Origin of the sequence: Actinopolyspora sp. BKK2, from assembly GCF_011291845.1 — a bacterium.
Taxonomy (GTDB): Bacteria; Actinomycetota; Actinomycetes; order Mycobacteriales; family Pseudonocardiaceae; genus Actinopolyspora; species Actinopolyspora saharensis.
This window is the reverse complement of record NZ_JAANTE010000005.1, coordinates 180005-192774: the sequence shown is the minus strand read 5'-3', so window position 1 is coordinate 192774 and position 12770 is coordinate 180005. Positions and strand designations below refer to the sequence as shown.

The window sequence follows — 12770 nt, the reverse complement described above, 5'->3', positions numbered from 1 at the left end:
CGTGCCGAACATTGCGTGTTACTACAAGTAACAGCTACCTTGAGTAGCGTGAGCCACATCTCGCGGCCTGTCAAGGTCACGCAGTCGCAGGGGCGCAGCGACGCCCGGAGGGAACGCTGGAAGGGACACCGAAGAGCACGGCGGGCGGAGTTCGTCGAAGCCGCCATCCGCGCGATCGGCAACTACGGCGCCGAAGTGGGCATGGGCGACATCGCCGCGGAGGCAGGCGTGAGCAAGCCCGTGCTCTACAGGCACTTCAGCGACAAGAGCGATCTCTACCTCGCCGTCGGCGAGTGGGGGACCAACCTGCTAATGGAGCGGATAAAACCCGCCCTCGAACAGGGCGGCACCATCCGCGAGCGGATCGAGCGAATCGTGAGCACCTACCTCGGGGTCATCGAGGAGTACCCGGAGCTGTACCGCTTCGTGGTGCGCCGCAATTTCGCCGACCGGCCGGTGCAGACCGATCCGGTCAGCAACGAGAAGACGATCATAGCCAACTCGCTGTCCCGACTGCTCGGCGAGTACCTGCGCAGTCTGGAACTGGACTCGGGCGGCGTGGAGGCCTGGAGCCACGGGCTCGTGGGCATGGTGCAGGCCAGCGGTGACTGGTGGATGGAGCGCCACTCCATGAGCAGGGACGATCTCACCGAATACCTGACCAAGATCATCTGGTTCGCGCTCGACGGAGTCCTCCGCTCGGGCGGAATCGTGATCGACCCGGACGAGCCGCTGGAACTTCCCCCCGACCTGAAGCTCGTCGAGGACGAGGACGTCTGACCACCGCTCCGACCCGCCGACGCGGGCCGAACGGCCCGGCGGGGAACGCGAGCACGACGAACAACGGAAGGCGCGACCGTGGTGGAGCAGTTCGAGCACGAGCAGCAGCACGACGAGCACGACGAGCACGACGAGCACGACTACCTCGGCTCAGCCGTGGTGTTCACCGCCGACGCGGAGGTCACCGTGGACGTCGTGCTGCGCGGCAACTTCCAGCCGATCGACGGGCGGTTCCACTGGTACGGGCGCACCGGGCCCGACGAGAAGCTGGACGAGCTGACCGGGGGCCGCAGAGTGGAGGTCGTGCTGCGCACGCCGCACGGCGAGGCGGCAGCCACCCTGTCCGATCCGGACCCGTGGAACAGGTACCGCCTCACCGGATCGGGGCGCCCCCCGTTTCCCCCGGGCACGGAACTGGCCGACTTGAACGAGGGTGCCTGACGACGTCCCTCGCGCTCGGTCCGCACGGGCCCGCCGAGCTCGGCGGGCGAGCACTCGCCCGGGCGAGCCGGCGGGCGGGGAAACGGCGCGGCCGTTCTCCTCCACCCGGCTCCACCCGGGCAGTCGGCACCGCCGCGGGACGCCCGCGGCGGTGCGAGTCGCTCGAGTGGCTCTCGACGCCGGGAGCCCTGCGGGCTCCCCGAGTCGAAGGCCCGACGTCCCGTCCGGGAACGAGGCCGGCCCGTTCGGTGCCCGGGGGCCGTTCACGCCTCACCGGGAGAGAGCGGGTCAGCCGACTCCGAAGCCGACGCGATGGGTCTCCGGCGCCCCGATCTCGACGTAGGCGACCTTGGCGGCGGGCACGATGTAGCGCCGCCCCTTGTCGTCGTCGATACGCAGGTGGCCGTCAGTGGTGGCCAACGCGTCCGAGACCAGCTTCTCGACCTCTTCCTGGCTCTGACCACTGTTCAGCGTGAGCTCGCGCGTGCCTTCCGCGACTCCGATCTTGACCTCCACCGCACACCTCCGTGAACGTTGCTGATTGTCGCCTTGCCTCAAGAGGCTATCTGCCCACCCCGGAAGGAACCCGAAACGGCCACTGCCGGGGAATGTCGCGCTCCCGGGAATCCCGGCGGAGACGTCCGCCGCTCCGGGCCCTCAGCCCAGTCCCAGTCGCGACATCCGCTTGTTCTGGTTGTTCTGGAGCCTGCGCATCAGGGAACCTATCCCGGCCAGATCCCCGGAGCCCCGGATGATCAGCTCGGAGAGCGAGTCGCGCTCGGCCACGACCCACTGCGCCTGGGTGACCGCCTCCCCCAGCAGCCTGCGCCCCCACAGGGTCAGCCTGTCGCGCAGGGAGTCGTCCTCGGCGCAGGCGGCGGAGACCTCGCGTTCGGCGAACGCCGAGTGCCCGGTGTCGGAGAGCACGGTCAGCACCAGCTCCCTGATCTCCGGGTCCAGCCAGTTCGCGACCTCGCGGTAGAAATCGGCGGCCAGCCCGTCCCCGACATAGGCCTTGACCAGCGATTCCAGCCAGGAATGGGGGGCGGTGGAAGCGTTGAAGGCGTCGAAGGGAGCGACGAAGGGTCGCATCGCGTCCTCGACCGCCACGCCGCGCTCGGAGAGTTTGTCCTGCAGCAGCCGGAAGTGCCCCATCTCGGCGGCGGCCATGCTCGCCAGCGCGGCCCTGCCCGTGAGGGTGGGCGCCTCCCTGGCGTCCTCGGCGAGCCGGTCGAACGCGGAGAGCTCACCGTATGCCAGAGCGGCGAGCAGATCCGTCACCCCTTCCTCGTAGCCGGCGGAATCCGCTCCCTCGGCCTCCGGAGCCTGCGTGTCACGCCCCCCGGAAGTCACGGCACTCTGGTCAGCCTCGGTCATGGTGTGAGCCTACCGTTCTCGAACTCGTTGCAGGTCCGTCCGTCCGAACCGGGGATCTCGCGCGGAGCGGCTCACCCGGCGCGAGCGGCAGCGGTGCGCGCGGAACCGCGCAGCACGCTGCGGCCCGGGCCGCTCACCCGGTCGCGAGACTTCAGTCCTTCTTTCGGGCGAGTGGGGCGAACCAACGACACGAAGGGAACTCAACGGGTGGCGTTCGCCATCCACGCCCCTCACGGTGGGACGTGCCAGGTATCCTCGCCCAAAGGGAGGTTTATTGGCGTCAGGCAAGCACCCGCCCCATCGGTCCCCCGACCGTGGGAATGGAACCCCGCTGAACAGTGTTGCACGTGCGGGGTCGCCCCGACAGCGGTTAGTGTGCCGACAGCTGGTGCGCTTCGAGTTCCCGCCGGATGGACTTCCGAGCCGGGGATCCTTCGCGCAGCCGCGGGCGGGTTCTTCCGCGGACCGGACGGCCGAGTCCGACCGGCCGGAACGAGAACGCCCACATTCCGAAACGGGGATGCCCTCGGCGGTTGCTTCCACTCCAGCGGGGAGAACGGTCAACCGTGCCGGGCCCTCCCGAACACGAACGCCGTCTCACGGCGGTGGGCGACGCGAGTCGTCTCCGCCGGAGCAAGCCGTGAGCAAGCGGACGTCGCAGCGACGGACCCGGCGCCCACACGACAGGCCGCCACCGCGCGGCGACGAACCGCGGCGGAGTCGGCGGGCGACGTCGAGCGTCGCGCCGAATCCGCGATCCGCGTACGGCCACAAAACCGACATCGCCGCGCGAACGCGTGCCCACGCATCGATACCGATCCGGCCACGCAGTCGCGCGCGCGATCACGAAAGAGGCGATTACTCTGACGAGCAACGAAACCCGGAGCACCGGTCACACCGGCGCCGAGGACGAGGAACGAGCGGTCCAGAACCGCGATTCGGAACAGCCCGGAACACCCTCCGGACAGCCCAGGCAAACGCAGGGCCGTGACCTGCACGCGGAGAACACCGGGGGCTCCGAGAGCCCCACGTTCGCCGAGCTCGGGGCCTCCGAGGAGATCGTCCGCGCTCTCCGGGAAGCCGGGATCGAGCGGACGTTCATGATCCAGGAGATGACGCTGCCGCTGGCCCTGCGCGGCGCCGACCTGATCGGTCAGGCACGTACCGGGATGGGCAAGACCCTCGGCTTCGGCGTCCCCCTCCTGCAGCAGATGAACCTGCCCGGGGACGGAACCCCGCAGGCCCTGATCGTGGTACCGACCAGGGAGCTGTGCATGCAGGTGACGCGGGACATCGAGGACGCCGCCAAGTATCTCGGCGTGCGCACGCTGTCGGTCTACGGAGGCCGCCCCTACGAACCCCAGATCGAGGGGTTGCGCGCCGGGGTGGACGTGGTGATCGGCACTCCGGGGCGGCTGCTCGACCTCGCCGAACGACAGCACCTGGTGCTCGGCAAGGTCTCCACCCTGGTGCTCGACGAAGCCGACGAGATGCTCGACCTCGGCTTCCTGCCGGACATCGAACGCATCCTCGGAATGGTGCCCGAGCAGCGGCAGACCATGCTCTTCTCGGCGACCATGCCGGACGCGATCATTCAGCTCGCCAGGAACTTCCTGCACCAGCCGACCCAGATACGCGCCGAGCAGTCCGACGAGAGCGCGGTGCACGAGCGGACCCACCAGTTCGTCTACCGCGCCCACGCCATGGACAAGCCCGAGCTGCTCGCCCGCGCGCTGCAGGCGAACGGACGCGGGCTGACGATGATCTTCAGCCGCACCAAGCGCTCGGCCCAGAAGCTCGCGGACGAGCTGAACGAGCGCGGCTTCGCGGCCGGTTCCGTCCACGGCGACCTGGGGCAGGGAGCGCGGGAGAAGGCGCTGCGCGCCTTCCGCACCGGCAAGATCGACATCCTGGTCGCCACCGACGTGGCCGCGCGCGGCATCGACGTCGAGGGCGTCACGCACGTGATCAACCTGCAGTGCCCCGAGGACTCGAAGACCTACGTCCACCGCATCGGGCGCACCGGACGTGCGGGGCGCACCGGAGTGGCCATCACCCTGGTCGACTGGGACGAGGAAACCCGGTGGAAGGTGATCAGCAAGGAGCTCGGGCTGGGGATGGACGACCCGGTCGAGACCTACTCCACTTCCGCTCACCTGTTCAGCGATCTCGACATCCCCTCCGACGCGGGCGGCAGGCTGCCGCTGGCCAAGCGCACCCGCGTGGGACTCGGGGCCGAGGCCGAGGAGCGCACCGAGTCCGCCCCCAAGCGCAACAAGCGCCGGAACCGGCAGAGCTCCCGCGGTGATTCCTCCGGGTCCCGTGCGAACGGGTCCGAGGAGACCGGCAACAGCCGCCCGAACGGACGCAGGAAGCGGCGGCGCACCAGGAACGGGAAACCCGTCGAACAGGCCCAGGCCTCCGGCACGTCGACCGAATCCGAGCAGAGCTCGGAGGCGAGCGGCTCCCAGCGTCCGGCACGCCGGCGGGTGCGCAGGAGGCGTGGCTCCCAGAGCGGAGCCGCCGAGCAGAAGGCGGACGCCACCAGTCAGTGATCCGGGGCTGTCCGGCCGAGCACGGGCGTGGCGACTCCGGTGACGCCGCGCCCGGGCGGTGCTGCTCCACCGTCCCCACGAGCGGAAGTCCCCGGGCGGCTCCGCTGACGGCTCACCCCGCCGGAGGCACCGGCCGCCCGAGCGCGGCGCCGTGGCGCTGCCGAGGGCGGCACCCGCCCCTCGAGGCGAACCGGCCCGCGCGACCTCGTAGTCTCACGTGCGAGGACCTGTCGGACGAGCGACAACCGGGGTGACATTGGTACGGCCGGAGCGACGCACGAAGGGCGACATCGCCACGGCACTCGTGCTCACCATCGCCGTTCTGGGCGGGGCGGTCACCCTCTGGTGGTTCAGCTCCGCTCGGGCCACCGAGTTGAGCACGGCGAGCGAGCCCGTCTCCCCCGCGTCCCCGGCGCGGACGGTGCCCGAGCGGGTGGAGCAGGTGTGGCAAGCCCCCAGCTCCGCCACCCCGCACCCCGTTTTGGCCGGCCCCACCGTGGTGACCGGTCAGGACGGTGAGGTGCTCGGGCGCGACCCGGCCAGCGGCGACGTCCGGTGGCGCTACAGCAGGGACAAGAGCCTGTGCACCGTCGGGGCCGAGTGGGAACGCGCGATCGCGGTCTACCGCACCGGCGACCACTGCAACGCCGTCACCTCGCTGAACGGCTCGGACGGCAGCCGCGAACCGCAGCGCAACAGCGGGATGAGCCCGGGGACCCGCCTGCTCTCCGACGGCAACTACGTGACCGCCACCGGAAGCGGGTTCCTGGAGACCTGGCGCTCCGATCTGGTGCGCACCCAGCAGTACGGCATCCCCACCGACATCAAGATCCCGGACAACAACCTGCGCCGCCCGGACTGCGACTACTCGGGAACCGCCGTCGGCGATCGGCGGGTCGCCGTCATAGCCGAGTGCGCCGACTCGCCCGGGGACCGGGTGACCGTGCTCAAGGCCCACCCCGAGGACAACGAGCAGCCCGAAGAAGTGATGAGCACCGTGCTGAGCAGCGAGCGGGCCAGCGTGGTCGCGGTGACCGGGGAGCGGGTCGCCGTGGCACTGCGGGACCGCCAGCGGCTGGCGGTCTACGACATGTCCGGCGCGCTGCGGGAGAGCTACGCGGTACGGCTCGGAGAGCTTCCGGACAGCGGCGCCAACGTCCACATCGAACCGACAACGCGGAGCGGGGACGTCTACTGGTACACGGGACGGGACACCGTCGCCCTCGAGGGGGACCGGCTCACCCCGGTGTGGACGGCCCGCGACACGCTCGGTCCCGCCACGCGGATGGCCGACGAGCTCCTGCTCCCCGTGCGGGACGGCCTGGCCGTGCACGACCCCGCATCCGGTGAGCGGCTCAGAACTCTGGCGCTGGACCGGGCGGGCGACTCCCGGGTCGTCTTCCCCGAGGTGGTCGGGAGAACGGTGCTGGAGCAGCGCGGGGACCGGCTGTTCGCCTACCGGTGAGGGGCCCGACCCTTCCACCGCTCGCGGCGCGGCAACGCCCCGCCGCGACGCGCGGTCCGGTAGTTCCGGCTGTGCCCCGCAGGACACGCGCGGAAAGCCCGGATCAGAGCCACCACCAGTAGGCCAGGCTCAGGAGCACGATCAGAGCGGCGCAGAGCGCCTGGAACGCGCGGGCCGGACTCTGCCCGCGGTCGGCACGCACCTGCAGGAACAGCGCCACGAGCGCAACGACCCAGTGCCCGCCGACGATGAACCAGCCCGGTCCGATGCCGCCCTTCCCGAGTCCCCAGAACTGGACGCCGGTCAAAGTCACCGCCAGCACCAGCATCCCGGCGACCAGAGCTCCGGACACTCCGCGCAGCACCGTTCCCATCAGTCCGCTCCCCCGTGCGGGCTCCCCTGCGAAGTCCACCTGCGCGGGCGCTCCGAACGAAGGCCGTGTGGACATTTCCCCGAGCCCCTCCGTACCGCGCACCCTCGCCGCGACGTCATCGGCAGGTTGACCAGATGATGCCCACATTGCCTCGTCCTCACCGGCTCCGATCGACTCGCACGACTCACTCCCCGAGCAGCGCCCAGGGGTCGACCTCCGGAGTGGCCCGCTGCCCTTCCGGGCAGTGCTTCCGGAACTCGCACGCCGCGCACTGACCGCCGGGCCGCGCGGGAAACATCCGCTCCCGGTCCGCACCCGCCTCGACCTCGGCGCCCGCCTCCTCGAACTCACGAGCGAGCTCCTCGGCCCGTTCACGGTGCTCCGTCAGGGAATCGGTGCTGTGCCGCCACCCCACGACCTCGGCGGTGCGGAGATGATGCAGCTCGACCCGACGGCACCGGGTGCGCGACATCCCCTGCAGCGCCAGCGCGTACAGGGCCAGTGCCTGCGATTCCCGCACGTCGTCGACCTCGGGCGGACGCCTGCCCGCCTTGTAGTCCACGATCACGAACTCGCCGTCGCGCTCGTCGACGCGGTCCACCCGACCCTGCACGATGATCGTACCCGTGGTCGCGCTGACCCATTTTTCGACGCCGACCGGTTGCGCGATCGCTCCCCAACGCTCGACGTACTCCGCGAGCCAGTCCTGCGCACGCGCCAGAAAATCACCGGACTGCCGAGGCCCCGCGAAACCGTCGCTCTTCCAGTACCGCCGCACCAGCTCCCGCGCCCTCGACGGGGTGCGCTGCTCCACCGACGACTCGTAGAGGGCGCGCAACGCGTTGTGCAGCACTGCGCCGAGGGTCGTGTGGGCCATGGCGGGACCGTGGGAAGGCCGGGGACTGTCCACGTACCCGAACCGGTACCGGCGCGGGCAGCTCGACCACGCGGCCAGCTTGGCCGGGGTCACCCGCACCAGTCGATCCGGAACGCCGCAGAAGGCGAGTTGTCCTTGCACGTGTCCAACACTACGCAGTCCACCGGATGTGCACCGCTTCCAGCGCCCCCGCGGCTACCCGACCGCACCTGCGGCCGGGAGGCCGGGAGGCCGGGCCGGATCACCGCCTCAACCGATGATCGCGCTACCGGTGCACTCCGCCGTCAGCCGCTCCAGGGACTGCTCCTCGGTGAGCCTGCTTCCCATGGCTATGCTCTTGTTCGTGCCGTGGTAGTCACTGCCTCCCGTGGGAACCAGCCCCAGCTCGGCCGCGAGCCCGCGCAGCCTCGCGCGCGCCTCGTCCCCGTGGTCCGGGTGCTCGACCTCGACACCGCGCAAACCGCGATCGGCCAGATCGGCGATCACGTCCTCCGTGACGGACCTCCCCCGGGAAGCCGCGAAGGGGTGGGCCAGGACCGTGACCCCGCCCGCCTCGGTGATCATCTCGATGGCCCGCTCCACCGGGGTGTCGGTGCGCGGCAGGTAGTAGGGGCCTCCCGTGCGGAGGTACTTGTCGAAGGCCTCGGTGACCGTTTCCACGCTTCCGCCCTCCACCAGGGCCCTGGCCAGGTGCGGGCGCCCGCCCGGGGAATCGGGCGGCAACCCCGCCATCAGGGCGTCCGGGTCAACCGGGAAGCCGTCCGCGGCCATCCTGCGCGCCATCTGCTCCAGCCGACCGCGCCGCTCGGAGCGCAGCCGGAGCTGCTCGTCGGCCAGCGCCTGCGATTCGGGGTCGAAGAGGTAGGCCAGCAGGTGGACCGTCACGCTTCCGCCCTGGCCGTCGTCGCTGGTGCAGGACAGCTCCGCCCCCGGAACCACGCGGAGGGAGGTGCCGTCCTGCTCGCGCACCGCGCGCTCGATCTCCCGCCAGCCGGCGGTGGTGTCGTGATCGGTCAGCGCGATGGTGTCGAGCCCGGCTTCGACGGCCACCCGGACGAGATCTGCGGGCTCGTCAGTGCCGTCGGACTCGGTGGAATGCACATGCAGGTCTGTTCGCACATCCGCCAGTGTGACCGATGCCTCCGGCACGGGGGAGCCGCACCCGACGAGCACCGGTGGATCGCCCCGGAGCGGGCGAGGCGCCCGTCGCCGGGGCAGGAATCGCTGCTCCCCGCGCGGAGGACCTCGGGGCTCACTCGGTGAGTTTGGCCCTGCCGCGCCCGACCGCGGCCCTGCGGGCCTTGAGCATCGAGAAGCGGTCCTGCTGGGCCTTCTTCTCCCCGAAGACCAGCGAGGAGATCGCGTCGAAGACCTCTTCCGGATTGGGCAGGTACTCGATCCGGTTCAGCGCCTGGATCTGTCCCGCCGACTCGACGATCAGCGTTCCGTAGCCGAACAGCCTCCCCGGAACGCTGCGCGAGTAGGTCAGGTCAGTGACCTTGGTCACGGGCATCATCTGCACGGAGGTCGTGAAGATCCCCTCCGTGATCATGAACCGCTTGTCCGTGACCACGATCCGCTCCACGTACCAGTCCAACACCTGGTAGATGAAGCGCAACAGCACGAACAGCCCGGCGTACCAGAGGACGTTCTGCAGCAACCAGTTCCCCTCGGGCAGCAGAACGGAGATCATCATCACTCCGAGCAACAGCCCTGCCGCCTCGAAGATGTCCCACACGAGACACGCCCAATGCCTGCGAACCCGGATCACGCGCCGCTCGGTTTCGAGCAGGTACTCCCCCGGATCCCTCGGTGCGAACATGGAAACCACCCTCGTGGCTCGTTTTCTTGCCTCTCACGGGGCCGATATGACGTCTCGTACCGACCCCGAGTCGGGCTGTGCCTCGCTGAGCCGACCACACCGGACCGTGAACGTCCGCGTCGGACAGCGCCCGTTTCGACGAGCGAAGCGCGTCGCCCGCTCACTCGAAGAGATTGCGCATGAACGTGATCACCGCCTCAGCCGCCTGCTGCAGACTCGCGAGGATGCCGTTGACCACGTCGCTCGCCTGCGATGGCGCCGAGATGAGGAAGAACAAGAGGAACGCGATCCCGGCCCAAGTGAGGATCTTCTTGATGTTCACTGTCACGCACCCCGTCTGGACTGACCTGTACTAGTGCTGGAACCTGCTGATCCGTTGTACCGCACTCAATGCCTGTACGGCAGGTTTTTAGCGCACTCGGGTCAGTGATGTGACACCGGCGCCGGAATCGCTACCCTGCGTGTCCATGAGGGACTTCGAGGCTTCGTGGATCCGCTGCGTCGGGGCCGTGATACACGACCGGAACGGCAGGCTGCTGCTGATTCAGCGAGCCAACGAACCTGGTCAGGGCAAGTGGTCCCTGCCTGGAGGACGGGTCGAGCACGGCGAGAGCGACGCGACCGCGCTGCGGCGCGAGATCGCCGAGGAAACCGGGCTCACGGTCGAGGTCGGCCCCGCCGTCGGACGGCTTACGAGATCCGGATCACAGCACTCCTACTACATAGTGGACTACTCCTGCCACCCCTTGCACCACGAACTTTGCGCAGGTGACGACGCTGCCGATGCAATGTGGACCGACGCTGCGACATTCACCACACTAGCCCGATCGGACGAACTGACCGAAGGCCTGCCCGAACTGCTCTCCCAGTGGAACCAGCTGCCCCGGCAGCCTTGACCCGAACAATGGAACCCCTTTTCAGGTGAAGATCAACACAGGTTCACACACGTGTTGTTGACATCGCGGGGCACTTCCGCTCACAGGATTGGCGCTCTTCCGCGCCAAATCCAAGAATTATCACTCGAAAGCATTAGTTGTGCGCTGCCGGACATCCGATGCGCGCACCCCCCCGGAAGCGCGTCGCACCCCGCTCCACGAAGGCCGGCCTCACCGGAGCGCTCCGGGCACCGGCAGCGAGTAAGTCTCGACACACCGCTTCGCACCGAACAACACCGAGCGCGTAGGATGGTCGAGCGGTCGGCCAAGGACCGCAGACCCCCGCAGCCGAGCTGATTGGAGGTGAGGATACGTGCCGAACACCGCGGAAGGCAGCAGCGCGGACAGTGCATCGCCTTGCAGTACCGGCCGCGTCCCCGCCGGGAAGATCAGCCTCGAAGGGCCGGGAGTTCCCGCCGGAGCGGGTTGATCCGCCGAACTCGTCGACCGCTGGCCGGTCGGACCTCGGCAGGGACGCGCACGTGATGCCGATTCCCGTCGTGCGGTAGCTCGCGACGTGTCCCACCCCGGAGGTCCCCGTGTTCAGCATCCCCGCGCTCGGCCTGCGCAAGAGGTCCACACGCGACGGGCAGCGCAGCCGTCCGGTCACCACGACGTCGAACCGCTCCACTTCCGTCGTGGACTGCGCGGTCTACGTGGACGGGATCAGACTCCCCGGCGAGTGGACGCACGAGCAGGCCATGACCGAGGTTCGCGAGCGGCGCGGCGGTTTCGTCTGGATCGGGCTGCACGAACCGGACCAGCAGCAGATAAACGGGGTGGCCGAGACCTTCGGGCTGCACGAGCTCGCCGTCGAGGACGCCGTGCACGCCCACCAGCGCCCCAAGCTGGAGCGCTACGACGAAACGCTGTTCATGGTGCTCAAGACGGTGCGCTACGTTCCGGACCGCGCAAGGGCGACCAACAGCGAGATCGTCGAGAGCGGCGAGCTGATGATCTTCCTCGGACGCGACTTCGTGATCACCGTCCGGCACGGTCGGCAGGCCGAGCTGACCCGCGTGCGCCACGAGCTGGAGCAGTACCCCGAGCACCTGGCGCTGGGTCCAGCCGCGGTGGTGCACGGCATCGCCGACCACGTGGTCGACAGCTACCTCGAGGTCACCGAGTCGGTTCAGGACGACATCGACACGATCGAGACCGAGGTGTTCGCTCCGCGCACGAGCATAGAGGCCGAGCAGATCTACTTGATGAAGCGCGAGGTCATGCAGCTGCGCCGGGCGGTCATGCCGCTGTCGCAACCACTGCAGCGACTCGCGGGCGGGTACACGGCACACGTCCCCGATCAGGTACGTTCCTACTTCAGGAACGTGGAGGACCACCTGGCCACGGTCTCGGAGCGGGTGGCCTCCTTCGACGAACTGCTGACCACGCTGGTCGACGCGACCCTCGCGAAGATCACGCTGCAGCAGAACACCGACATGCGCAAGATATCGGCCTGGGTCGCCATCATATCGACGCCCACGATGATCGCCGGTATCTACGGGATGAACTTCGACAAGATGCCGGAGACCCAGTGGGCCTTCGGCTATCCGGTGACGCTGCTGGTGATGATGCTGGCCTGCGTCATGCTGTTCAAGATCTTCAGAAGGAACAACTGGTTGTGACCCCGGGAGTAACGCACGGCCGGGGCGTGACGACATCACGGTCAGGGCCACCGGAACGACCGGTCGCCCGGTGCGCGGCCACGCCGGCACACGACCACGTGCGGTTCGCTCGCACGGCCCGGCTCAGGCACCACCTCGGGCACGAGAACGACGATCGCGGTTGGGAGGGAATCGTGCGCGACACCGGAACCGACAAGTCGGCGAACACGCCGCAGGCGACACCGGAGTCGGTCTCCACGGCGACCGGCGAACGCGGATCGCACTCACCTCGCCCGCGACGGGCCTCCCGCGACGTAAGGCATCAGCGAAAACCCGGCGCGGTGTGGCACGTGACTCCCACGAGCACGCGCGCCGAGCCCTCGGCACACTGACTCGGGGAGCACCACGGGCCACATCGTGCGGCGAATTCCGCGCGTCCGGTGATTTCCGCTCGGACGCGGTTTCCGTTTCGAGCTGCGCACTGGGAGGAATGTCATGTCCCGTCTGGTGACCAACAAGCCCGCCGTGCTCTTCACGCTGA

The 12770-nt window shown here is 69.1% G+C and carries 13 protein-coding genes; 6 read left to right on the top strand and 7 right to left on the bottom strand.

Features of this window, described 5'->3' with window-relative positions:
* Window positions 1–48: 48 nt before the first annotated feature.
* Together G9Q41_RS13015 and G9Q41_RS13010 are read left to right on the top strand one after the other, a co-directional pair.
* Entirely contained in the window at window positions 49–780 is a 732-nt protein-coding gene (locus G9Q41_RS13015) for a TetR family transcriptional regulator (RefSeq protein ID WP_092526904.1), read from the top strand.
* Window positions 781–858: 78 nt separating this feature from the next.
* A complete protein-coding gene (locus G9Q41_RS13010) occupies window positions 859–1221 on the top strand; it encodes a DUF4873 domain-containing protein (RefSeq protein ID WP_347567589.1) in 363 nt (120 codons plus the stop codon).
* Window positions 1222–1509: 288 nt separating this feature from the next.
* Here G9Q41_RS13010 and G9Q41_RS13005 read toward each other — a convergent pair whose 3' ends face one another.
* The gene (locus G9Q41_RS13005; protein ID WP_092526902.1) at window positions 1510–1737 is read right to left on the bottom strand and encodes a DUF3107 domain-containing protein; all 228 of its coding nucleotides are present in this window, start codon (window positions 1735–1737) and stop codon (window positions 1510–1512) included.
* A 141-nt stretch (window positions 1738–1878) separates the two neighbouring features.
* Window positions 1879–2598, bottom strand: coding sequence for a ferritin-like fold-containing protein (locus G9Q41_RS13000; protein WP_207631275.1), 720 nt, complete (start codon window positions 2596–2598; stop codon window positions 1879–1881).
* Between the two features lie 797 nt (window positions 2599–3395).
* Between G9Q41_RS13000 and G9Q41_RS12995 the strand changes: the two genes are divergently transcribed.
* Together G9Q41_RS12995 and G9Q41_RS12990 are read left to right on the top strand one after the other, a co-directional pair.
* On the top strand, window positions 3396–5153 hold the full coding sequence (locus G9Q41_RS12995) for a DEAD/DEAH box helicase (RefSeq protein ID WP_347567588.1): 1758 nt from the start codon (window positions 3396–3398) through the stop codon (window positions 5151–5153).
* 250 nt (window positions 5154–5403) lie between these two features.
* The gene (locus G9Q41_RS12990) at window positions 5404–6618 is read left to right on the top strand and encodes a PQQ-binding-like beta-propeller repeat protein (protein ID WP_165633390.1); all 1215 of its coding nucleotides are present in this window, start codon (window positions 5404–5406) and stop codon (window positions 6616–6618) included.
* A gap of 103 nt (window positions 6619–6721) precedes the next feature.
* Here G9Q41_RS12990 and G9Q41_RS12985 read toward each other — a convergent pair whose 3' ends face one another.
* The 5 genes from G9Q41_RS12985 to G9Q41_RS12965 all read right to left on the bottom strand — a co-directional run bounded on the left by G9Q41_RS12985 (window position 6722) and on the right by G9Q41_RS12965 (window position 10012).
* Complete coding sequence (locus tag G9Q41_RS12985) at window positions 6722–7066, bottom strand: hypothetical protein (RefSeq protein WP_165633389.1); 345 nt, start codon at window positions 7064–7066, stop codon at window positions 6722–6724.
* Between the two features lie 109 nt (window positions 7067–7175).
* The gene (locus G9Q41_RS12980) at window positions 7176–8009 is read right to left on the bottom strand and encodes a PD-(D/E)XK nuclease family protein (RefSeq protein WP_165633388.1); all 834 of its coding nucleotides are present in this window, start codon (window positions 8007–8009) and stop codon (window positions 7176–7178) included.
* A 108-nt stretch (window positions 8010–8117) separates the two neighbouring features.
* Window positions 8118–8996, bottom strand: a complete 879-nt coding sequence (locus tag G9Q41_RS12975; RefSeq protein ID WP_242687439.1) for a PHP domain-containing protein — start codon at window positions 8994–8996, stop codon at window positions 8118–8120.
* Between the two features lie 124 nt (window positions 8997–9120).
* Entirely contained in the window at window positions 9121–9690 is a 570-nt protein-coding gene (locus G9Q41_RS12970) for a PH domain-containing protein (RefSeq protein WP_092526883.1), read from the bottom strand.
* Between the two features lie 160 nt (window positions 9691–9850).
* Window positions 9851–10012, bottom strand: a complete 162-nt coding sequence (locus G9Q41_RS12965; RefSeq protein WP_165633387.1) for a hypothetical protein — start codon at window positions 10010–10012, stop codon at window positions 9851–9853.
* A gap of 145 nt (window positions 10013–10157) precedes the next feature.
* Here G9Q41_RS12965 and G9Q41_RS12960 point away from each other — a divergent pair, with 145 nt between their 5' ends.
* Window positions 10158–10586: an NUDIX domain-containing protein gene (locus tag G9Q41_RS12960; RefSeq protein WP_165633386.1), complete on the top strand. Its 429-nt coding sequence runs from the start codon at window positions 10158–10160 to the stop codon at window positions 10584–10586.
* 578 nt (window positions 10587–11164) lie between these two features.
* Window positions 11165–12250: a magnesium and cobalt transport protein CorA gene (locus G9Q41_RS12955; RefSeq protein ID WP_165633385.1), complete on the top strand. Its 1086-nt coding sequence runs from the start codon at window positions 11165–11167 to the stop codon at window positions 12248–12250.
* The last annotated feature ends 520 nt before the right edge of the window (window positions 12251–12770 follow it).

What these genes read in the sequence shown, in the direction of transcription:
- G9Q41_RS13000 (WP_207631275.1), bottom strand. Translation starts at nt 2,598, where the DNA reads ATGACCGAGGCTGACCAGAGTGCCGTGACTTCCGGGGGGCGTGACACG.
- G9Q41_RS12985 (WP_165633389.1), bottom strand. Translation starts at nt 7,066, where the DNA reads ATGTCCACACGGCCTTCGTTCGGAGCGCCCGCGCAGGTGGACTTCGCA.
- G9Q41_RS12970 (WP_092526883.1), bottom strand. Translation starts at nt 9,690, where the DNA reads ATGTTCGCACCGAGGGATCCGGGGGAGTACCTGCTCGAAACCGAGCGG.
- G9Q41_RS12960 (WP_165633386.1), top strand. Translation starts at nt 10,158, where the DNA reads ATGAGGGACTTCGAGGCTTCGTGGATCCGCTGCGTCGGGGCCGTGATA.